The 23,788-nt window shown below is 52.2% G+C and carries 15 protein-coding genes; 2 read left to right on the plus strand and 13 right to left on the minus strand.

The genetic code is table 11. The features are described 5' to 3' along the window. Positions 1-10: 10 nt before the first annotated feature. The 9 genes from ABE504_RS17290 to ABE504_RS17330 form a co-directional block, all read right to left on the minus strand. Positions 11-6,922, minus strand: coding sequence for a polysaccharide lyase family 8 super-sandwich domain-containing protein (locus ABE504_RS17290; protein ID WP_430090967.1), 6,912 nt, complete (start codon positions 6,920-6,922; stop codon positions 11-13). Positions 6,923-7,056: 134 nt separating this feature from the next. Then, complete coding sequence (locus ABE504_RS17295) at positions 7,057-8,637, minus strand: extracellular solute-binding protein (RefSeq protein WP_430090969.1); 1,581 nt, start codon at positions 8,635-8,637, stop codon at positions 7,057-7,059. A 65-nt stretch (positions 8,638-8,702) separates the two neighbouring features. Next, on the minus strand, positions 8,703-9,578 hold the full coding sequence (locus ABE504_RS17300) for a carbohydrate ABC transporter permease (protein WP_430090971.1): 876 nt from the start codon (positions 9,576-9,578) through the stop codon (positions 8,703-8,705). Beyond that, positions 9,572-10,453: an ABC transporter permease gene (locus tag ABE504_RS17305; protein WP_430091374.1), complete on the minus strand. Its 882-nt coding sequence runs from the start codon at positions 10,451-10,453 to the stop codon at positions 9,572-9,574. The genes ABE504_RS17300 and ABE504_RS17305 overlap by 7 nt, the downstream gene beginning before the upstream one ends. Positions 10,454-10,725: 272 nt before the next feature. Further along, a complete protein-coding gene (locus ABE504_RS17310; protein ID WP_430090973.1) occupies positions 10,726-12,264 on the minus strand; it encodes a helix-turn-helix domain-containing protein in 1,539 nt (512 codons plus the stop codon). Positions 12,265-12,277: 13 nt separating this feature from the next. Next, the gene (locus tag ABE504_RS17315) at positions 12,278-14,101 is read right to left on the minus strand and encodes a cache domain-containing sensor histidine kinase (protein ID WP_430090975.1); all 1,824 of its coding nucleotides are present in this window, start codon (positions 14,099-14,101) and stop codon (positions 12,278-12,280) included. A 140-nt stretch (positions 14,102-14,241) separates the two neighbouring features. After that, positions 14,242-15,135 carry a class I SAM-dependent methyltransferase gene (locus ABE504_RS17320; RefSeq protein ID WP_430090976.1) on the minus strand — a complete coding sequence of 298 codons (894 nt, stop codon included), beginning with the start codon at positions 15,133-15,135 and terminating at the stop codon, positions 14,242-14,244. After that, a complete protein-coding gene (locus ABE504_RS17325) occupies positions 15,116-15,553 on the minus strand; it encodes an RrF2 family transcriptional regulator (RefSeq protein WP_430090978.1) in 438 nt (145 codons plus the stop codon). The genes ABE504_RS17320 and ABE504_RS17325 overlap by 20 nt, the downstream gene beginning before the upstream one ends. Positions 15,554-15,584: 31 nt before the next feature. Further along, positions 15,585-16,490, minus strand: coding sequence for an NAD(P)/FAD-dependent oxidoreductase (locus tag ABE504_RS17330; RefSeq protein ID WP_430090980.1), 906 nt, complete (start codon positions 16,488-16,490; stop codon positions 15,585-15,587). 150 nt (positions 16,491-16,640) lie between these two features. Between ABE504_RS17330 and ABE504_RS17335 the strand changes: the two genes are divergently transcribed. Beyond that, complete coding sequence (locus tag ABE504_RS17335; protein ID WP_277600943.1) at positions 16,641-16,772, plus strand: hypothetical protein; 132 nt, start codon at positions 16,641-16,643, stop codon at positions 16,770-16,772. A 54-nt stretch (positions 16,773-16,826) separates the two neighbouring features. Here the strand turns inward: ABE504_RS17335 and icmF are convergent, their stop codons facing one another. After that, the gene (gene icmF / locus ABE504_RS17340) at positions 16,827-20,195 is read right to left on the minus strand and encodes a fused isobutyryl-CoA mutase/GTPase IcmF (protein ID WP_430090982.1); all 3,369 of its coding nucleotides are present in this window, start codon (positions 20,193-20,195) and stop codon (positions 16,827-16,829) included. Positions 20,196-20,659: 464 nt separating this feature from the next. Here icmF and ABE504_RS17345 point away from each other — a divergent pair, with 464 nt between their 5' ends. Beyond that, positions 20,660-21,064: a CBS domain-containing protein gene (locus ABE504_RS17345; RefSeq protein ID WP_430090983.1), complete on the plus strand. Its 405-nt coding sequence runs from the start codon at positions 20,660-20,662 to the stop codon at positions 21,062-21,064. A gap of 90 nt (positions 21,065-21,154) precedes the next feature. On the opposite strand, the gene ABE504_RS17350 is transcribed toward ABE504_RS17345, so the two are convergent. From ABE504_RS17350 to ABE504_RS17360, 3 genes are all read right to left on the minus strand, one after another. Then, positions 21,155-21,715 carry a hypothetical protein gene (locus tag ABE504_RS17350; RefSeq protein WP_430090984.1) on the minus strand — a complete coding sequence of 187 codons (561 nt, stop codon included), beginning with the start codon at positions 21,713-21,715 and terminating at the stop codon, positions 21,155-21,157. A 42-nt stretch (positions 21,716-21,757) separates the two neighbouring features. Further along, positions 21,758-22,192 (minus strand): T3SS (YopN, CesT) and YbjN peptide-binding chaperone 1, encoded by a 435-nt coding sequence (locus ABE504_RS17355; protein ID WP_430090986.1) that lies wholly within the window; start codon positions 22,190-22,192, stop codon positions 21,758-21,760. A gap of 264 nt (positions 22,193-22,456) precedes the next feature. Next, positions 22,457-23,719: an FAD-binding protein gene (locus ABE504_RS17360; RefSeq protein ID WP_430090988.1), complete on the minus strand. Its 1,263-nt coding sequence runs from the start codon at positions 23,717-23,719 to the stop codon at positions 22,457-22,459. Positions 23,720-23,788: the final 69 nt, after the last annotated feature.

The raw sequence follows: 23,788 nt of genomic DNA on the forward strand, positions 1-23,788 counted from the left end.
CTCGTGAACTTCAGTTCATGAACGCAAGCTTCTGCAGCATTCGTTTCAGCATGACCGCTGCCTGCGCCCGGGAAGCCGCTCCCACTGGCTCGAACAACGCATCGGTCATCCCGTTAATAATGCCCATATCTACAGCTTCGCCAACCGCTGCGGCCGCCCAATCGGAAATGGCCTGCCGGTCATTGAATCGGGCGAGCGCTTGATCCGGGTTGCCGGCTGGCTGCGCCTGACCCCGAACGGCCTGCATCGCTCTCATGATCAGGACAGCCATCTGCTCGCGCGTCACCGTCCTATCCGCTTGAAACGATCCATCGTCGTAGCCGTCGATCAGACCGGCCTTCACTGCGGCTCCGACCGCCCCGGCATACCACTCGCTGCCGGAAAGATCCGTAAAGCGCAGCGAGTTCCGATCCTCCGAAAGTCCAAGTCCGCGCACCAGCAGCGTCACAAACTCGGCGCGAGTCATACTCCGATCCGGTTCGAAGACATCCTTGTCGACACCGCTTACGATCATTTTGGAAGCCAATTGTTCAATGTCCTTCTTGGCCCAATGCTTCGCCAAATCCGAGAACGTTGCCTCCGACTCGCCGACAGCGTAGATGCTGTTGCCATTGCGGAGAATCGTCGCCGTCGTTTTGCCGCCTTTCACCTCAAAGGTGGCAGGAACGAACGTCATGTGGCCGCTTGTCAGATCATAGAGAAGCACCGTCGCCTGCTCGGTGTTCACAGAGCCGTCGATCACAACCGTGCGGGAAATGTACAGATTACCAAAGCTATCTATGGTCTGCGATTTGCCGCCAGCTTCCACGCTGACGCGGAAATCGACCGGCGCTCCCACAAGTTGAATGCCGGCATTCCTGGCACTCTCTTCCACTGCCTGCCTTTCGGCATCGGCGACTTGCTCCATAGCGACGAGAATGTGCATATCTTTCAGGTTAGCCCCTAGCGATTTTGCCGCATCCTCCAACCGGATCGCCTGAACCGGCAATGTATAGCTGTAGGCTCCTGCCTGAATCGTGATTGCAGCCGCAGGCGTACGCTTCGCTGCATCGGCGATCGCCGATGCCGGCAACTCGATCATCATGCCGGTGCGATCCGCCTCCGCTTGAATCGTGATCGTTTGCTGTGACTGCCCCTGCATCAGCTCAAAAGCTTGCTCCAACGTTTGGGATTGCACTTGAAACTTGGCGCTTCCGCGATCTGTCCCCGTTTCCGGCTCCAGTGCGGCGGCAGTTACTTTCACACCGCTGTCATCCCGCACTGGCTCAGATCCGGACGGTACGGAAGGCGCTGTCTGCGAATTGGAAGCAGGATCCTGCTGCCCGGCGCCACTTTCGTTGCCGGTGCCAGTTCCACCGCCACCCTCTTCGTTGCCGTCAGTGCCGCTGCCATCACTTCCGTCTCCGCCTTGCTCACCCGAGCCTCCCCCGCCATCGCCGGACGGAGGTGTCGTATCCGCAATAGCAACGTTAAGCACGGCGTCCGCTCCGGCACTGAAATGAAAATTTAAGATCAAGGAACCTGTCGGCTGCGCCACGAGATACGCTTTTGTCAACGTAACCCGGTTGCCAAGCACCGTGTAGTCCGTTCCTTCAACCAAAGCAGCGGTTCCCTTGCTGATGCTTTCCAGCTGGTTACCATTCAAGGATACCGTCACCGCAATATCCTGATAATCGGCACTGTCGCTATTTTTGTCGAAAGCCGCCGACGCTGGGGCAATGACAGCATCGTGAACGCTGCCGTCAAATGCATGCACAACCACTTCCAGATAAGGCCGCTTGCTCGCATTCTCTCTCGAATATACGAACATTTTCCGTCCGACGAGCTCATCCTGGACAAGCGCCAGATCCAGCGTAGGTCCATGTTTCAGCTGCTCTCTGGCAAATGTCGTAATATCGAAGCTTTTCTCGGATTCGACGCTTGTATACCGGGCAGGCTCCGTAATCGCTTTGCCGAGCTCCGGTTTGTTCACATACATGGTCGTGCCTTCTGCCCAGCTGCCTAGAACCGGCTTCACGACAGTGTCGACGAAAGTGCCGCCAGAATCCTCTAATTTTCCGGTAACATGGAGTTTGACCGATTCAATTTCACCGGCAATGCCACTCAGGTCAAAATTGAAATACGCTTCCCTGAAATCGTCACCGCCAGCACTTTTCACATACAGCTTTGTGTCACTGCCATACGTATCCTCTTCGTAAATGCCGGATCGAATAAACGTATCCTTGCTTGGTATCCGAGTCGTTACATTTGGATTCGCCGAAGGCACGAGAACTTGCAGCTTTGCCATCTCGGTAACCCCGTTCAGCGTAACCACAGCGGTTACCTCGGCGGTTCCCGGAGTCAGGCCCGTCATCGTCCCCGAGTTATCGACTGCCGCAACCTGTTCATTGCTGCTGTAATACGTTACGCTCGCTTGGTTGAGATCTGCTGCTCCTTGATCGTCCATCGTTGCGCTCAGTACCGGAGCTGCGGTATGCCCCGCTTCAATAACGCGGAACGTCGTATCGAAGGCTGCCGACTTCAGCACCGGAGCTGTAAAGTCTGCGACTGTGGCGGAAGGCTCGTAGGTGAACGCAATGTTATGCGTTTTCCCGGGATCAACCGTCGTATCCACTTCAAATTTGATCGTCGGAGACAATTGAAGCACCGTCACCGTGCTATCCTTGCTGATCACGCCTGTACCTTGCTTCTTGATCTCGAAGCTGATGGTATCCTGCTTGTGCGTAGGATCGGAGACGGCAAATTGCAGTTGATCCCCGGCTTCCTTCATCATAATAGAAGAAGGTTGATTCGCTTTTACAGCATCCAAGATGCCTCTCTTCCAAAAATTCATACCCGTGACGCCGAGTGTCGTATCCGCCGCTGCCTGTACGTCGGCCGTATTGGCGATAATCGACACATCCGGCGCCGAGCTGTAAGCGGCAACCTCTGCGGCATCCTTTTTAGGAAGCTGAATATAACTGTATTCCGCATCCTGAGGCTGAACGCCGTGATTGAACCATAACGTCATGTAATTCCGCGTATGCCAGAGGTGGAAGAAATCGAAGTTGGCCTTCGCTTCTGCCGTCGATGTTGTGCCGCTTTGCGCGTAGAGCCCCATTTTCAAACCGAGGTTAAGCCGATCCGTTCCTCCCATCGGGTTCGTAAACGTATACAAAGGCACACCCCAGGCTGTTTCGCTGCCACTCGCGTATACTGTATAACGATCATCGCTTTTGTCGATCTTAAGGAAGACATCTCCCGCTACTGACCCTGGAATCGGGAAGTCCACAACCTGCTGTGCCCCTCCGACCTCATTAACGGCGATTATTCGGTTGCCCTGTGCGGTCATTCCTTTTGCTACGGACACATAGTTGTCGTCATCTTTGCGGATCAGGATGCCCGCTTCCTGCCCCTGTTGCGACGGTGAAAAATCAAGCGAAGTCGTCACATAGAAATCTTCCTTCGGCGCTGCCGTTTGGAACAGATTCCCTGTGGGATTCGCGTTGCCCTGCAAGCTTCCCGGCTGGGAAGTAATTTGCACCTTCGTACCCGTCAGCGCGTAATGCGTTGGATCCTCGCGGAACCAGCTCCAGTTCGTTGCACGGACGGCGCTGTTGAATTCGTCATTGCCAGGGAAGAAAAACTTCTCGTTAATGTCTTTCGATTTGCCTTCACGCTCTTCTCGAAGCATTTGAACGTCCGCTCCGCCAGGGAACACATAGCCTCCCGTGCCGCCCAACTGAATCCATCCGGTATTCCCAAGCTCCGTCTGCTGCCCCATCGGCGTCATATTGATTGCGCCATTGACCGTCAGCGCATTGTCACCGTTCGCATTCAAAGGACGATTCTCCACAATTGTCTCAATCGGCCTGTCGGAAGTGCTGTTAATGCCTGCGCCGAGCGCAACGATTTCATCGTCGAACATGAACCAGGACTTCTTCGCCGATACATCCATGTCGGCATAATTATGCTGTTTGAAATCCATGCCGGCCGTGCCGTACTCGCCATCCATCGATACGCCGCCGGTCCAGCTATTCGACATCAATTCGCCGTCGCCCGCGTATTTGCTGACATCGATATAAGGACGATTAGCGGATGTCGCTGCCGGACGATTCACATCACGGTCGACGGTAATGCCAGGCAAGCGGCTTGGATCGACCGTTGTCCAGAACAGAGACAGATAATCCAGAGGATCCAAATACAGCTGTGTCATGCCGTCGGCTTCATACCATCCCTTCAAGTTCTCGTTGCTCACCGTCTCATAGTTGGCGATACGATCAGAGTGCATGGAGATGCTGTACAACCAGTTGTCTCCTCGATGGACCACGTTATCTTGATTGTAAAAGTTAAAATTGCCTTGCGGCGTCGAGTAGGGTTGAACGGTCGGATCGTTCAGAACTTTCTTGGCTTTTTGCATGTTCCAAATCGTAGCCGAACTCAAAAACGATCTGACGCTGGCGTTCTCGATATGGTATTTAATCGCACTTTTTTGCTGCTCTACATAGGGGTTCCCTGCGAGTTCGATTTGGGTCAACAGCGCATTCACAATCGAATAGCCGCCGAACGTGTATTCTCTTGAAATTTCCCGGCCGTCAATGGCGTTGATGATTTGCCCCTTGTACAGGTTCGGCTCGAACGCCTCAAAGTACCAGTTGAAAATATTGGCCTTCTGCGGATCGTGATTATCCCACTGACTGCCGCTCACCAGCCATAACGTATCCGTGATGTCCTGCAAGAGCGCCTTGCCGTATCCGCCGGCATACGGGAAATAATCGTGCTGAATGAAGGAACCGTCATCATAAAACCCATCGCCGGACTTCACATTCGGGAACACATCCGTCAGACCATCGGATCCCGTTTGAATTCTACCGCTGTTCTTCCCGGTAATGCCCCGCAGAATCAGCGCCTTGCTGATGTAGACCCGATTCGCTCCGGTATAAGAAGCCGATGGATCGAATTTATCAATGCCCCGGTTCAGTTTCTCGATGAGATCCGGATAGGCGCTGTACGGAATCGTCTCGTACAGAATGGACATGGAATCGTTAATGTTGTTCGGTACATTAACGCGCCAGTCGAACCAGTTGTCATATAAGGTGATATTTTCGTTATAGCGCGTCGTATAGAACAAGTTCCAACATTCAATAATATCATGCAGCAACGCCTCATCCTGGTAATAAGCGGAACCGTAGGTTCCCCACGCCTTGGACATCGCTCTTAACCGTGACGAGGCCGTCGCCAGTTCCACCGACTTCGTCGTCGACGTCAAATCTGCCCATGTGTAGGTCGTCTTGTTGAGCGAGTCCCAGAAGTTTTTGGCATCGCCATCCACCGTACGGATAATCTGATTAACGTCCGGATCGTTCACATCATATGGATCGTCAGGATCGTAGCCGGTCAACTTCTGAACATACTTGAGTCTCAGCACGTCATAAGAATCTCCGGCAACCGGATACACCCGAACCAACACCGGCGCCGATTCCCGCGTAACGCCGTCCAGCGTGACAACCGCCTTGATTCTGGCCGGTCCCGCATAGACCGCATTCGCGACATTCGCGCCTGTACTGCCGAAGGCAAGACTTCCGCTGTTGCTGAGATAAGTAACGGATGCCCCTGATAAGTCGGCTGCAGATCCGTCTTTCATCGTTGCAGTCATGTTGAACGAAACCGATTGGCCCGGCTTCACCATATCCGCGCTGGGCGTCAGGAGCACCTCTTTTAGAACGTTGGGCTCCTCGTAAATGAATGTATAATTCGCGCCCACCGAGAGGTTGCCTGCCGAATCCCCCGTTTTGAAGGTTAGCGTGTAGGATTGGCCGTCATTCAGATTGACGGCTTGAAAGGTACCTATCCCTTTGGCGACAGTGCCGAGCAATGAAGTGCCATTATAAATGCGCACGCCGGTGTAATCCCCATCCGTCGGCTCCGTCCAGGTCAGCGTAAACTCCCCGTTAATCAAGCCTCCAGACACACCGGTGACTTCGCCAGGCGCAGCCCCGTCAGCGGTGAGCGGAAGGGCAGCCGTTCTGGTGATACTGTCCAGCGTGACAGAAGCCGTAATCGTGGCCGTACCATTGGTGACCGCTCTGGCAACGCCTGCCGTCGGATCGTCGATCACAATGTGAGGACTATCGCTCGCATACGTGATGGTTGCACCAGACAGATCCGCCGGCATATTCGTGTCCAGCATCCCCGTCACAGACAGATTGGCCGTCCGGTCAAGCCCCATGGAAGGAGTATCGGAAGTTAAGGTCACCGTTTTCAAAGCCGGTGTCCCGTTGATGACGAGATACGGCTTAGCTTTATGGCCGGGCGCATCCTCAACTGTCGTCGTATGTGATTCAAGCCGGATCAACGCATTGGAGTCTTTCACGGCGAACGTTGCGATTTTATCCGTGGCAAGCTCACCCTGCAGGAACGACGTTACATCCAGACTGGCCCAGGCAGAGTCCGAACTGTTAGGCGGGAATGTCATCGAACCGAGTCGATTATTTCCGGGATCGGGCTTCGTATTCCAGGTTAACGTGGCATCGCTCCAGTTGTCGGCGTTCGGCGCGTTCACGCCATACACCAAGGCAGTAACCGAGTTTGGTGCCGTTTCGGAGTTTCTGCCATACAGATATAACGTAGCTGACGTGATATGCTCGGGATAATTGCTGAGATCGAATTGAATATAAGCTTCCCTTGGCGATGTTGTATTCGTTCCCTTGATGTTCAAGTACTGCGGTTTGTTGATGCCATCCCCGCCGTTCGGCATATTGCTGTAATCTGGCGTTGGATTTTTGGAATCTGTTTTTCTGACAAAATTATCTTTCGCAGCGATGACTGTGTACTGCTGTTCGGAAGCCTTCGCGACCGGCGGCGCCACGATTCCGCTGAGCAAGTTGCCCACCAGCATCGTGACCAGTGCGACAGATAGACGTCTTCCTGCAACTTTTCCCATGATAGTCCTCTCTTTCTAAATGAATATCTGTTGATTGTAACCGTTTTCATTTAAACTCGATTGCTATACCCTTCCATGCTGAAATGGAGAGACAGTCCACACATGCAGGACTGTCTCACTTCTGGAATCTCAGCTTATTTCTTTATTTTGGCGTACCACTCTCTCGCCCGTTTGGTCACTTCTTCACCGCCGGACTTGTTCCACTTCTCAACGAACTCGTCAAACTTGCTGATCGGATATTGACCCAAAATAATCTTGGTTGCATACTCCACATACAAGGTGCGATTATTAATATCCGCAAATCCATCATAGATGCTGGCTGGCAAACCATCTCCGGCAATCGCTTTCACATACTGCTGATTTGCTGCCATATTTCTCGTATTCTGACCCAGTGCCCATTCGCGTTCTGCAGACGTTGCGTTCTTCAACAAATTCGTTTTGTATTCCAACGTATCCAGATCGTTGAAAGGTTGGAACAGCTTATTTTCTTGCGTGCTCTTATCCGGTGGAATCGACACTTTCTTGCCATCTTTAAGCGTATAGTGCATGCCCTCGGCGCCGTAGAAGAGGTCTTCCCATTTGCTCTTGTCATACAGATTGTTCAGCAGTTTCATAGTTGCCAATAGCTTTTTCTGATCCTTGTTGTTCTTGACGACCCAGATCGGACTTCCCATTTTCTTCTGGGTATAGAAACCTTTAAAGCCCGGAACTTCCGGAATCGGCAATACGGAGTAGTCGCCCTTCACGTTGGTGTTTTTAAACACTTTTTCGATGTGGCCACCGGCATCTTCAACCCAGTGGAAATATACGCCCACTTTATCCGAGTCAATTTTGCCGTCCCACTGAGCTTTATTGTTCAGCAGTGTTTCTTTATCCAGCAATCCGTCTTTATAAAGCTTAGCCGCAAACTCCAAGGCAGATTTCATATTCGGCGTTACGGCGGAATATGTCAGCTTCCCATCGTAGATGTCCCAGTCCGGCTTGCCTTCATTCATGGCTATACCGTACATGGCAAAGATATGATCCATCCAGGCCGCTTGCTCGCGTCCTCCAGTCGGAATCTCGTCCTTCTTGCCGTTGCCGTTCGGATCTTTATCACGGAACGCTTCCAGCACCTTCACAAAATCATCCTGCGTTTTCGGCATCTGGAGTCCCAATTTATCCAGCCAGTCCTTGCGGATCAGCCCGCCCATTCGGCCATAATCGAGCACCCCAGGCACATAGTAAATCCGGCCTTGTCCGGTAGGATCATTCGCCTTTACGATTTCCCACACGTCTTTAGGAATGGCATTCCACAAATTCGGCGCGTACTTGGGGATCAAGTCCGTCAAATCCGCAATGGCGCCGTTCTTCGCAAGGCTCGATTCGATACCTTGCTGAGGAAGGAACATATCCGGCATTTCATTCGCTGCAATTTTCAAATTCAGCTGATTCAGGTACGTTGTCCCGCCGTTCCATTCCACGTAAGGATGAATAATGCCGACACCTAACTCCTTCTTGTAAAACTCATACAAAGTGCTGCCCTTCTCGATAGGCTTGAAGCCAAGATTCGAGTACCAGACTTCGAGATCCACCAATTCTTCGGGTGCGGCGCTGGCCGCCGGGCTTTGCGCTTGATCTTGAGCACCCGTTTCTTCCTTCTTGGCACAGCCGGCGAACACGGATACCGTTAACGCTGCAGTTAGTGTGAGCACACTAAGCTTTTTCCATACCATCGTGCATTCCCCCAATTGATTGTATTTGTATTTAACAGCCTTAGCGGCTCCTAAATCGGAAGTGATTACCCTTTCACGGAACCAATCATGGCTCCTTTGACAAAATACTTCTGCAAGAAAGGATAGACAAGAATAACCGGAATGATCGCAAACACAACAGTCGCGGATTTCAACGTGCGTTCGTTATAGTTAATGTCCATTATGGACTCAACAAACGGCATTTCATTCGGATCGGTAATAAACTGTCTGATTTTAATTTGAAGCGGAAACCAATCCGGATTTTGAATGAAGAACAGCGGATGTTGGAATTGGTTCCATACCACGACGCCATAGAACAGCGCGAGCGTTGCCAGCACCGCTTTGGACAGCGGAAGCACGAAATGGAACAACAGCCGGAAGTAGCCGCAGCCTTCCATCAATGCCGCCTCCTCCAAATCCTTCGGAAACTGCTTGAAAAACGTCCGCATAATGATCAAGTTGAAAGGGTTCAGGATATGCGGAATGACCAGAACCAATGGATTATTATACAAACCGATGCTTCGCACCGTTAGAAAATAGGGGACAATCGGCGCCTTGAACACCATCGTAATCACCACGGCCACCATCAGAATGCCAGCCGGCAAAAACTCTTTCTTGGACAATGGAAAAGCCAAGAGCGCGGTGACGAGCAAAGCGAGCGATGTCCCGATCACCGTCGTGAGCAGCGTAATCAGGAAAGATCGCCACAAATCCCACCGTGCCAGCAGATAGGACCAAGAATCGAAGGTGAATTCCTTCGGCCAGATGGTCACAACATTCAAATCCACAGCCCGGCTGGAGCTGAAGGAAATGGAAATCACGGAGAGAAGCGGGATCAAAGCGATCACCGAGAAGATGCAAAGGCAGATGAGAATGCCGATTTCAAATACTTTTTCCCTTTTGGACAAATGCACGGTTACCATAACCCCCCATCCGATACTTTTCTCGACAGTCGGTTAAATGTATACACGAGAATGAAGCCGATGATCGACTGAAACAAACCGACTGCTGTTGCAAAGCTGTACTGCGCCTGCTGAATGCCCGTCCGGAACACATACGTATCCAGGATGTCGCCGGCACTGTACGTCATCGGTGTCAGCAGGTTATACACATGATCGAAACCTAATTCCATGAAATTGCCGATTTCCAGCAGGAACAGTACCAGAATCGTAGGCAGCAGCAGCGGAAACGTCACATGCCTCATCATCTTGAATTTCGAAGCGCCATCCATCATCGCCGATTCATACAATTGAGGATCGATCGAGGAGATCGCCGCCATGTAGACGACGGTGCCCCATCCTGCATCCCGCCAGAGACCGGTTAAAACGTAAATCGGTCGGAAGTATGCGCTTTCTTGCATGGCGAGAACAGGCTCGTGGCCGAACCACCCCATCACGATGTTGAACAAACCGCTTACGGCGAACAAATCAAAGGCAATGCCCGCTACAATAACCCAAGACAGAAAGTGCGGGATGTATAAGGCGGTTTGAATCCCTTTCTTCAGCGCAGCTTTTCGGACCTCGTTAATCATCAAGGCTAACACAATCGGAACCGGAAATACGAAGAGCGTCTTGAGCATGCCCAGAATCAACGTATTGGTAAACACCCGGTTAAAATCCGCATAATGCAGCAAGGTCTGAAAATGCTTGAACCCGACCCATGGGCTATCCGCAAATCCTTTGAACACGGAGTAGTCCTGGAAAGCGATCAGCGATCCGGTTAACGGAATGTACTTGAAAATGAGAATAAATGCGGTGCCCGGGACGGCCATGAGATAGAGCGGCCAATATTTTCGCATATTGTGCCACAGCAGTGCGCCACGGCGCAATCCCGTTCGCCTGGTAGCGACCCCCTTGCCGGCAGCAGACAGTGTCCTGTTCATGTTGTTTTCTCCACATCCTTTTTGTTTTTCTGTATCTGGTTGAATCCGTTTTCATGTTAAAAATATACCGAGATTTGGCCGGAATCTCAAAGGGGGATTTTTAAGTTTACACTAGGTCACTTTTAAGTTTTCAACAAAAAAAGCGCCCGCTCTTTCCATCACTTGGAAAACTGGCGCTTTATTAAAGCTTATAGCTTACATTTTTTTCTATATTCCGTCGGCGTGCTCCCGACCATTCGCTCGAACAGCTTGCTGAAATGGTTCGTATCCGCATACCCGACCCTTTGGCAAATTTCATACACTCTCAAGTCGGTTTCTTCCAGCAGCGCTTTCGCTTTATTCATCCGGACACTCATTACATAACTAAGATACGTATCCCCGGTCTTTTCTTTGAACAACTGGCTTAAGTAATACGGATTGATAAAAAAGCGGGCGGACAAATCCGCAAGCGTGATATTGCTGTCATAATGCGCCGCCACATAGTCCTTGATTTCGGAAATGACATCCTTTTTCTTCGGAACGCTGCGGGTCCGATTATGCTCAACGATGCGCTCAATCGCTTGAACGACCCACCGTTTCAGTTCTTCCAGCGTCTTGAAGCGGACTAATTCACCCTTAGAAAGCATATAGGATCCCAGCAAATCGTTCATTTGCAGCTGTGTATACGACATGCGTCTCAGGCTGGATAGAAAAATCATCAGGATGTGATGGTGTAGATCGGCAGGATGCAGGGAGCTCTCTTGCTCGATGGCGCGAAAAATACGCTCGATGACTTCGGCGCTGCCTTCGCTGTCCATGGCTTCCATGCTCGTCTCAAGCTGCGCCAAATCCACTTCCGAGACCAGAGCGCTGCCGGTTGAAGACGGTTCGGTCTCCTGGAACAGAGCGACGGCATTGCCGCCTTTCATGACCATGTATCTCAGCGACTGCACAGCTTCATCGAACGAAGTGCTCAACCCCTCCGGCGCCGCATGTCCCCGCCCAATGCCAGCCGAAACGGGAATGCCTAATACACGTTGGAATCGCTCTTGCAGCCGCTTCACATCGCTGACCAGCTGCTCCTCCTTAATGGTCGATTCACTCAGGACGAGTACCGCAAATTGGGAACCTTCATAACGGAACGCTTGTATTAGATCGTACGCCTGCAATTCCTCCCCTATTTGGCGCAAGACGTACTCATCCTGCAATTGGCTTGGCTCGCAGCCGAACTCCACTAAGAGGCATGCACACTGATAGCGCGAAACAGGCAGATGGAACATATGCGGCAGATGGCTCTCGTGGCTATGCGCATCATAGCCGGATAGCAAAATATCTTTCAACACAAATTCATGCCAATGCCGAGCCTGCGCCTGCTCGCTGTTGATCTCAGCGATGACTTTGGACACGCAGTCTTGAAGCTCTTCCTCTTCAACCGGCTTGTTGATGTAAAATTTTACGCCCAGTTGGATGCCTTTTCTGGCATACTCAAACTCCGCATATCCGCTCAAAATGATGAACTTGGCTCTGCTGCCCGATTCGATCAGCCTGCGAATCATGTCCAGCCCATCGGATTGCGGCATACGAATGTCCGTGATCACAATATCCGGCTGCAGCTCCTGCACAAGCTGCCAGCCTTCGTTCCCGTTATGCGCCGTGCCGACGACCTTGCATTGCGGCAAATAACGGCTCACAATCGTTTTCAAGCCGTCGATAATTCCCTTTTCGTCATCCACGATCACCAGTCTCATGGCACCATCCTCCTTAGTTCTGCAGCCTTCTGGGTATATGAAATTCAACAACCGTGCCTTCGCCTTCCGTCGAATGAACCGTCACATCATAGCCGTCTCCATACTGCAGCTTGATTCGCTCGGCAATATTTTTCAATCCAATGCTTTTCCCTGAAGCTTCGATAATATCGTCCACCTTCAGCTTATCGGTCTCCGCTTCCGCCAAACGCTCATTCAGCTCCATCACTTTCGGCGGAGGCATGCCGGCTCCATCGTCCGAAATTCGGATCCGAATCTCGCCATGGTCTGTGAGGGTTCCCTCCAAAACCAGATTCATCACTTTGCTATAATCGTGAAAACCGTGGTTAATACTGTTCTCGACGATCGGCTGAAAGACGAGCGGCAATATGCGGCATTGCAGCACCTCTTCGCTCATTTCCACATGCAGCTTGAAGCGATTGTCGAAGCGGATGTTCTGGAGCTGGAGATAATTCACCGTGTAGTCCACTTCATCGCGGACCGAATGAACATGGGTTTCCTTCCCCAAGGACAATCGGAACATGCGGGCAAGAATTTTGATCATGCCGGCGATTTCGTCCTGCCCCTGTACAAGCGCTTTCATCCGAATCGATTCAAGCGTATTGTAGAGCATGTGCGGATTAATCTGATGCTGAAGCGCAAGAAACTTCGCCTGCCTCTGCTTGATTTCCGCCATATAGACATCTTCAATCAGCGTTCGGATCGTGACAATCATCTTGTTGTAGCTGTAAATCAAGCTCCCGATTTCGTCATTGGGAATCTTCAGCTCGATCGGCTGGTACGCCCCGGCTTCCGCCTGCTTCATACTTCGGCGAAGATTCATAATGGGCTTCGTAATGTAGGAGCTCATCGCAAGTGAGATCGCCATAATAAACACAAAGCTGATGGCCGTGACCAGAATCGTCGAGACTTTCATATTTCCGATTTTGAGCAGCAATTTGTCCCGAGGAATTTCCGTTCGCACATCCAGCTTGTTTGAGCTCATGCTGCCCTTGAGCACGATCATCCCTTCGTTTTCCTTATCTGTCGCTGGGGTCATACGGCTCGCGGATAGCTGCTTCCAATTCGTTTTACCACTGGTCAAATCGGAATGGTACACCAATTCTCCCTTTTTGTTCGTGACGATGACCCGCATGTCATAACGATCCCGGGCGACCAGAAAGTTCTCGTTCAGCTTCAGCAGCCGCGAAGGATCAAGATCAATCAGCAAGACTCCGGCATAGGAACCGTTGGCGTTAAGCAGCACCCGGCCGACCGTCAGCACCGCGCCTTCCCCTTTATCCTCGTAATACGAGCGGTCATGGAGGCCCGTTATAAACAGCGTATCCTCCGGATCAGCGCTCATCTTGTACCAATCCTGCTCGAGCAAAACGGTTTCATTCACAGCGCTGGACGTATTGGAAAAGTGATAGACAAGATTGCCTTTGGTGACAAGCATCAAATTGCTGATCTCCGGCTTGAGCAGCGCAATCCGCATCAGGATGCGGTTGATCATGTTTTTGTTGGCAATCATTTCGTCCATCGGCAGCTTCTCCTCGCCTAAGCGTGAGAGCAGATCGTTATCAATCAAAACCGTCTTCGTCACTCGGTCGTATTCCTGAATGAAATCATTCATCGACGAATCGATCTGGGACGTATACAGCGCAGCAAATTCCTGCGAGGCTTCTTCCAGGCTGTGAGCCGACTGGTAATAAATGATCGTGCTTACAATCAGCAGCGGAATCATACACACCAGCAGGTAACTCGTCAGAAACCTCATCCTCAGCTTCATGTTCGGAACAACGGCAAGCGGCCGTTTGATCCATTGCGTTAGGGCCATAGGCGTTCCCCTTTATCAAGGTTATGGTCGTTTTGTTTTCCAATTGTATCACTCTCTTTATTTAAAATAAATGAAAACACACCGCAGGTTCACTTCCCGCAGTGTGTTCGATTTCGCATGGTACGTGTATATAATCTGGCCTACTCCCGAGAAAACATGCGCTGATCTCCCAGCCGAACCAGCACTTTGCCGAAGCGTCCGCCCTCATGGGCGACGACACGGTCATCCGGGTACCGCCGCGCCAAATGCTCGGCGATGATGTCGCGCTTACGCTCCGCGTCCAGCGAGTCAGCCATGCGCAGCCAATTCATCAACTCATTCAGCGCTTCTTCACGCGTATGGATCGTTGTTTTCAATTCGCGGCTCACCAAAGATTCGTATGAATAGCCTTTGAGATACAGCAAATGCTGCAAATAGCCGAACTCCAGATGCGCCGACCCATAAGGGCGATCGGACACGAGCGGCCATACCTCGCTGAGCAGGCTGTTCTCCCGGCCGCCAGCCATCGTGCTGATGTAGCAAAACTCTTTCGCGCAGCTCAGCACCTTCTCCACACTCGGCCAGTCGGAAACGACTGGGCACATGGAGACAAACACAAGATCGAACTTCATCTTCCAGCCTCTCGCTTCAATGTCGATGTCCTCAAACGCTTCCGTCACGAGATTGATGGAGCCCGGGCCGCTCAGGTTCTGGCGATTCTCGTTAAACAGCCGAGCAAGCGGTTCGTTGGGCTCCACCGACGTGACATGGGCGCCGCGCTCCGCAAACGGTATGGAAAATACCCCCGAAGCCGCGCCAATATCCAAAATCGAGGCTCCCTCAAAATTCACGCCCTGCCCTTCGATCCAATTCATAATGCGCCGGCTTCGCCGCTTGCCCTCCTCATTGAAGGACTGCTCGTTGAACACAGTCGCTTTCTCATCGAAAACGCGCGTCGGGTCGAGGCCCGATCGTTTCATTTTCCTCACCGCGGTATCGGGATCCTCCCGCCACGCCTGCTCCCATAAAGCTTCGTCAAACAGTTCCTTCTTCACTCGACATCTGACCTCCTTTAAAAAATGCGCTGCTCCGCTTCGCCAACTCCCCCAGCGTCTGGCTGCGCAAATGCGCCTCCATCTTCGCCTCGGCTTCCAACACAATCTGCTGAACCTGGCACTCCGGCCCATGATCCAAACTGCAATCGAACAAGGACGCCGTCCCTTCAATCGCATGAATAATATCAAGGAACGACACCGATTCCCAGTTTCGTTTCAATCGGTACCCCCCGTTCGCGCCCGACGCCGATTCGACCATGCCAGCTTTGACAAGCTTGGTTAAAATCTTGGATAAATACGTCGGCGACACCTGAAATTTATCTGCAAGCAGCTGCACGCCCAGCGGTTTATCCGGGCTGACGACCGATAAAAACAGCATCGTATGCAGCGCGTAATCCGTGGCTTTGGAATATTTCATCTCAGCACTTCTCCTTGGCTTTCCGTCTTCGTTAATCCTGAAACGCTTCTTCCATCAGCGCCGTGTTGACGCCCATAGCCGCCATGCTGCCGGATGCCGCCGCCGTGATGAGCTGCGCCCCCATGCCTGTCGCGGCTTCTCCCGCGGCGAACAAGCCGGGGACCGAGCTTTCGCCGAGCTCATTCGTCCGAATGCCGCCCCACTCGTTCGTGTCAAACCCCAGTGAGGCGAAGCGCGCCGTGTGCGGCGTCCACTGCGGCATGACGAAGCCGCCGCTGCGCGCAAGCCGTGTGCCGTCCGTCCACTCCACTTCCCTCAGCTTGCCCTGCTCGCTGTGCAGTGCCGCCACGCGCTGCTCGGTCACGCGGATTCCCTTGGCGCTCAGCTGACGCTTCTGCTCGTCATCCAACACCTGCGCCCCGTTCGTACTAATGACAACATCGCGGCTCCAGCCATACAGCAGCTTCGCAATATGGAAGATGCGCGGATGATCGCCGATCGCAATGAGCGCTTGATCGCGCAGTTCCCAACCATCGCAGTATGGACAGTGGAACACACTCGTACCGTATACCTCCTTCACTCCCGGCAGATCCGGGAGCGTTTCATCCAAACCGACAGCGAGCAGCACTTTTCGCGCCCGAATCGATTCGCCACCTTCAACAACGACCGTAAAAGCGTCCTGTTCTTTTATAATTGCCGTAACAGCCACTGCATGATGCTGGACGGACGGATATTTCTGTACGTCCTCGTACGCCTTGCGGCGAAATTCGGACGGCGTCACGCCATCCTGTGTAATAAAGCCATGCGAAGCATGCGTCACACGGTTTCTCGGCAGGTTATTGTCGCATAGCGCAACCGTTCTCCTTGCTCGTCCTAGTACCAATGCAGCATTCAGCCCAGCCGGGCCACCGCCAATAATGGCGCAATCGTAGATCATGATGGTCTCGCCTCCTTTTACGTATATTATAGACTCATAATATCTATAATTCAACTGAGTAAAGTAAATATTTTTTTCCAGCAGCAGGGTTTTCACGGGGAGATAGGGAAATACAATACCAATATCCTTACATTGCAAGGGAGGTCAACCATGGAGCCGAACGATCAAGAAACCGTGGCAAACGATACGATTCTCGCCAGTGGGCTGGATATTGACGACGATGAGGACGATGACGAACATCATGGCGCTTTTCAGCAAGGACCGCGGGTTGTGTATCGCTAAAAATCAGACAGGGACAGCACTCCAGCCTTTAGGCTCCGAGCACTGTCCCTTTTGCTACATATTGCGCCGATATTTGCCGCCGACCGCATACAGCGCCCGCGTCATCTGCCCCAAGCTTGCCACCTTGACCGTCTCCATCAACGCTTCGAAAATATTGCCGCCCGTCAGTGCGGTTTCCTGCAGCTTCGCGAGCGCCGCCGGCGCTTCCGCCTGATGCCGCTCGTGAAACGCCCGCAGATGCCGAATCTGCGCATCTTTCTCCGCCGTCGTCGCCCGGGCGACCGGAATCCCCGCATCCCCCTCCGGCGCAGACGGATTGAGGAACGTGTTGACGCCGATGATCGGCAGCTCGCCGGAATGCTTTTTCATCTCATAGTGCATCGATTCGTCCTGAATCTTCCCTCGCTGATAGTGCGTTTCCATGGCGCCCAATACCCCTCCGCGATCGCTGATCCGGTCCAACTCTCGCAGCACCGCCTCCTCCACCAGATCTGTCAAATGCTCGATGAAAAAGGAGCCCTGGAGCATATTTTCATTTTGAATGAGACCCAGCTCCTTGTTGATGATGAGTTGAATCGCCATAGCGCGCCGCACCGACGCCTCGGTTGGGGTTGTCACCGCCTCGTCATACGAATTCGTATGCAGCGAGTTGCAATTGTCGAGAAAAGCGATCAACGCTTGCAGCGTCGTGCGAACGTCGTTGAAATCCATCTCCTGCGCATGCAGCGAGCGGCCGGACGTTTGGATGTGATATTTGAGCTTTTGACTACGCTCGTTCGCCTTGTAGCGGCGCTTCATCGCCACGGCCCAAATGCGCCGCGCCACCCGTCCGATGACCGTATACTCCGGATCAAGCCCGTTGCTGAAAAAGAACGACAAGTTCGGCGCGAAGTCGTCAATCCGCATGCCGCGCGACAAGTAATATTCCACGTACGTAAAGCCGTTGGCTAGCGTAAAAGCAAGCTGCGAAATCGGATTCGCCCCCGCCTCGGCAATGTGGTAGCCTGAAATCGAGACCGAATAATAGTTCCGCACCTCATGATCGATAAAATACTGCTGAATATCGCCCATCATCCGCAGCGCGAATTCCACGGAGAAGATGCACGTATTTTGCCCCTGATCCTCCTTCAAAATATCCGCCTGTACCGTGCCGCGCACGGACTTGAGCGTCTGTCTATGAACCAGCTTAACTTCGTCAGGCGTTAGCTCACGGCCCGCCGCTCGCGACGCCCGAGACAGTTCGAAATCTATCGCCGTATTCAGATACATCGCTAAGATGATTGGGGCCGGACCGTTAATCGTCATCGACACCGACGTTAGCGGATCGCACAGATCGAAGCCATCGAACAGTTTCTTCATATCGTCCAAGGTGCATATGCTGACGCCGCTTTCACCGATTTTTCCATAGATGTCCTGCCGCTCGTCAGGGTCCTCGCCGTACAGAGTCACGGAATCAAACGCTGTGCTGAGCCGTTTGGCCGCGTCGTCCTTCGACAGGAAGTGAAAGCGCAAATTCGTGCGCTCCGGCGTCCCTTCGCCGGCGAACTGCCGCTTCGGGTCTTCCGCCGTGCGCTTAAAAGGAAACACGCCCGCCGTGTATGGAAACGAACCCGGCACGTTTTCGCGCAGCAGCCAGCGGATCACATCACCGCTGTCATGAAAGCGCGGCAAACAAACCTTGGGAATGTCCGTGCCGGCCAAGCTTTGGGAGGTAAGCGCTGTCAGCATGTCGCGGCCGCGCACTTGACTCGTCATGGTTGTTCCGGTGTAGCGCTGCTGGAGATCAGGCCAGGCGCGGAGCAGGTGCAGCGTTGCTGGCTTCAATTGTTTCTCCAGATTACGCAGCAACTCATGCATCGCAGCGGCGGTTTGCGCGTCTGCCGGAGCGTCAGTTGACGCCTCCCGCAGCGCCTGAATCGCGCCGCTTACTTGATAATGCTTGCTGGCCAGCTGCGCTTCTTGCTCCGCTTCGGCATGGTAATCGCGGACCGTTTGCGCGATCTCCCCCAGGTATCTTATCCGCTCCGGAGGAATGATCATTTGCGGCTTCGGCCGGTTCGCGGTACAATTAGGTATTGACCATTGGTAGCCGAGCTTCGTATGGATGCTCCCGATCAGCGCTCCGAACAGCGCGTCGACGCCGGGATCGTTGAACTGATTGGCTTGCGTGCCAAATACAGGCATCGTTTCGGGCTGTATGTGAAAAAGCCCGCGATTGCGCTGCACCTGCTTCTGCACGTCGCGCAGCGCGTCTTCCGAACCGCGGCGCTCGAATTTGTTGATCGCGATCAGGTCGGCGCAGTCGAGCATGTCGATCTTCTCCAGCTGCGACGGTGAGCCGAATTCGCTGGTCATCACGTACAGCGACACGTCTGCAAGCTCGACGATGCGCCCGTCGCCTTGCCCAATGCCGCTCGTCTCAACCAGCACGAGGTCGAAGCCCGCCTCCTGCAGCACGGCAATCGCGCCCGGTAGCGCAGCCGACATCTCGCTGCCCGAGCTTCGCGTGGCAAGGCTGCGCATGAACACCCGCTCGTCGCTCGCGGTGTTCATGCGGATCCGGTCGCCGAGCAGAGCCCCGCCGCTGCGCTTCCGGGTCGGATCGACGGACAACACCGCGACGCGCTGCTGCGGGTATTGCCGCAGGAAGCGCAGCACGAGCTCGTCGGTGAGCGAGCTTTTGCCGGAGCCGCCGGTGCCCGTGATGCCGACCACGGGGGCGCGGGGCGGGTTGGCCGGCGATGGCGGCAGGCCGGCGGGCTGCGCAGATGGCGACGCGGGGGAAGGGCCCGCGAGGCTGGGCGCGTCCGCGGCCGCAGGAGGCGCGGGTGACGCAGCAGCGGGGCTGGCTGCGTCTGCAAGAGGCGCGGGCGCCGAGCCCGCCGCGCAAGCCAGCTCGGCGGCGGTGATGCGCCGCGCGATCTTTTGCTGATCCGCCGGCGTGAGCGGCGGTTCCCCAGCTGCCGGCAGCGGCAGCGCGTAATCGCACGCCTGGAGCATCCAGGCGATCATGCCGTGCAGCCCGAGCTGCCGGCCATCGTCCGGCGAGAACAGCCGGGCGACGCCGTAGGTCTGGAGCTTCTGAATTTCCTTAGGCAGAATGACACCGCCGCCCCCACCGAACACCTGAATGTGTGAGGCGCCTTTTTCCCGCAGCAGATCAATCATATATGTGAAAAATTCCACATGTCCGCCCTGATACGAGGAGACCGCAATCCCCTGCACATCCTCCTGAATGGCGGCCTGCACGATCTCCTGCACAGAGCGGTTGTGCCCCAAGTGGATGACTTCAGCGCCTCCTGCCTGCAATATTCGTCGCATAATGGTGATCGAGACGTCGTGACCGTCAAATAATGCGGACGCCGTTACGAATCGTACCGGCTGCTGAGGTCGGTAGCCTGAATACGTGCCTGCGCTAGTCATGGCCGCACCTTCCCTCCATTAGTTATTACAACATGTATACGCGGGGAACAGTAGGTTCATGGCTTGAAGATTGGGAGCGTCGAGAACTTTGCGAGGACATAAGATTGTTTTTGAAGAACCCAGCTGTGAGAAACTGCATTTCCTACATCAAATTCAAAAAAATGGTGGGATTTTCTGCACAATCCTGCATTTCTTACAGTAAATTGCCACTTGTCCCCTCATTTTCACGAAAAAGAGGCGCTAAGACGAAAATGACATGTAGGTTTTACATGATTACGGTTATATAGGCCTATTTATGAGAAATTACCTGCACATTTTACAGGAGAAGGACCGTTAAGGCCTCGTGTTCGCAGACATAAACTGCTAATAATCGACGATTGCCAGGAACTTTCACCCCTTTTTGCTTCAAAATATGGTTTAATAGTAGTAGACGTTTGAAAATTCAGAGAAAGGTAACGACGCTTATGAAAACTGCCTCATTCTTATTTCCAAAAGATAAAGTTGCCTATATCCGCTCCTCCTCTTCGATGAAAGAAGCAATGGAACAACTAGAGAAGCACACCTATACAGCACTGCCGATTGTAGACGATGAGGGCAAATACGCGGGTACGCTGTCTGAAGGCGATCTATTGTGGACCCTGAAAGATACACCGGGCCTCACCTTTGAGAATATGGATAAATTTCCGGTCGCGGATATCGAAAAGAACATTCACAACGAATCCGTCTCCATCGACGCTTTCATGGAAGACATGCTGGCAAAAGCGGCCGACCAGAATTTCGTGCCCGTTGTCGACGGTACCGGCATTTTCCTCGGCATCATCCGCCGCAAAGATATTATCGCGTATTACATGAACAATATTACGGATTAACGATAAAGAGCTGCAGCCTTCATTCACGCGAATGAAAGTTGCAGCTCTTTTTTATGCCCGTAATAAATACAAAAGTAAGATATTAATAAATCAACCAAATCTAACCCCATCACAGAACATCGAAGCATAAAACTGTGATTTTTGACGAATATTCTCTACCACCATTTTTGGAGGATAATTAAATAGATTTGCAAAAAATGACTTATTGGCTGGGTTACACATGGTAATTAAAAATGAATTTGTGAAATCCTGGCTTAGCTTAGAAACACTATAATTCATTTCTAAGAACGATATGTTCTCTTGATTGCTTTTGTTTTCCTTAATTAATTGCCTGTATACAGGCAAGAGTCTAGGCATTGCTTGCTTTATATCACTTTGCACACTGCCAACGATATTTTCTACTGCAGTTTGTACAGGCGTAAAGATTTTTTCAGCAAAAATCTTTTCAAGCAATTCCTCAGTCGCTTTGTATGATTCGGTAATAAATGCGATATTTTCAACTAAATTATTCATATATCCTAATTCATTTTGTTGTCTGCGTCTTTTATTCAAGAGGATCTCTTTTACTTCACTTTGCAGGCTATCCTTGTTAATATGGCTAGTTAATTGAGAGAAAATGCTTGACAATTCTCTATCAAGAGCTGTTGACATTCTGAATTCTCCTATCTTGAAAATAATAGCATAGAGGAAATTCTAGGACCAAGCTATTTTCATAAAGTTTCTGTATTCATCATCAGCTGCTTTGTATAAAAGTCTGATGTGTCTTACAATAAGCGATGGGTCAAAAGACTCATTAAAATCAAGCGCCGTAGTGATTGTAACAGTGCCTTCATCATTAATTGTAAATTTCGAGTATCTATAGTTTATGTTCAAGTCATTAACATGTTTTAAAGCGATTTCTCTTTTTAGCGGATTTGTGATATCTGCTAAGTTAAAGCAATAAATGTCAACTGATGGATAATCGAGCGTAAATGCAGCAACAAGTCTGATATTTGCACCGCTATCCGTTCGAATATTCATAGCAAAAAAAGGAGTGCCGTCCCTCCCGCTTTCTTCATCTAAAACGAAGTCAATTTCATTAATATAATTCCTGAACAAAGCTATATTTCTTTCAATAGTCGGATGCACTTTTCGTCACCTCTTGTAAGGAAATAGTAAAATTAACACTATTATATCTGTAAGCAGCAACTTACACAAGACAAAATTACTATTCAATAACTTTGGAATAGTCCATACTTCCTATCAATTCTTAGTCATTTATTCCTCCTGTTCAAAAAAGTTCTGAAATGATTTGAATATAAATAACCCTGCAAGCTGCAGGGTTAAAAGTAATTCCGAATTAAGCACCACAAAAACAAAGCCTGTATACCAGACTACTTCGCACCAAACCCCCTACAAGTTCATCATGCTTAAAAAATCGTTCCTGAACTTGCCCTGCGGATCATGCAGTTGCACGAGCTCCTTGAACGCCGGGAGCTTCACGAACCGCCGCTGCACGTCCGCAGGCGCCATCGTAAACAGCTTGCCCCAATGCGGGCGCGCATCGTACGGTGCCAGCGCAGCTTCGATCAGCGGCAGCACCTCACGCACTTCCTTCCACATGGGCTTCCATGTGAAGTGGACCGCTACTGAGTCCTGCTTATAGCAAGGACTCATCCACAGCTCGTCCGCCGCAATCGTGCGGACTTCTGACACGAACAACAGCTCCGCGAAGCGGCTGCTGATCTTCTCCAGCGCGCAAAGCGCTTCATACGCCGCGTGCCGCGGCACGTAGTATTCGCTTTGCAGCTCCTCCCCCGCGCTTGGCGTGAACGCCATGCGAAAATGCGGCATACGCTCGTGCCAAGGGCCAGGAACGCCGAGCTGTTCGCTGCAATTCTCCGTGCCGCAGCCTTCCACCGGATGCCGCGGGATCTCCGCCAACTGAGCGCCGAAAAAGGTTGCTGGCACTGGCTTTGGTTCAGGGCCGCCGCCATCCATCCGCTCCTTCACCCACACTTGATTGAACGAAGCGCCCCGCCAATCCGTAAACAAGCTGACACTGTATGCCGCGCCATAAATGGCGTCGAAATTGTTCTCCAGCGCCGCAAGCGGCAGACGATCGTACACATGTTGACGCATCTCGAACGTCGGCTCGACGTCGAGCGTCAATTGCGACACCACGCCGAGGGCGCCAATGCCGACCACCGACCCGGCAAAATCAGGATGCTCGCGGGTGTAAACAACTTTTTGCCCATCTGCTTGTACGATTTCCAATGCGGCCACAGCCGTCGACAGGTTACCGTTGCGGTCACCCGAGCCATGCGTCGCGGTCGCGCAAGCGCCCGCCACCGTAATATGCGGCAGCGAAGCGAGATTATGCAGCGCGTAACCCTGCTCGTGTAAGTACTCGCACAGCTCGCCGTAACGGATGCCGCCTTCCACAGTCACTTGATGGTTCACGCGGTCCAGGGAGAGGACACGGTTTAGCTTTTCAAGCGAGATGTGGGTACCTGTAGTATCTGCAATTCCATTAAAAGAGTGCCGCGTCCCTACAACTTTAACAGTTGCACTGTCTGCCACGATGGACTGGAGCTGCTCCACGCTTTCCGGAACTTCGACTTGCTGCGCTTGATATGTGTAATTGCCTGCCCAATTTCGGCGAATCGTCGTCATGTCGTCACATTCTTTCGGTTGTATTTTGCTTATCCATTCGCCGTCCAAGAAAGCGATTCCTTCCCCAAA

Source organism: Paenibacillus oryzisoli (assembly GCF_050467285.1).
GTDB lineage: Bacteria > Bacillota > Bacilli > Paenibacillales > NBRC-103111 > Paenibacillus_E > Paenibacillus_E oryzisoli_A.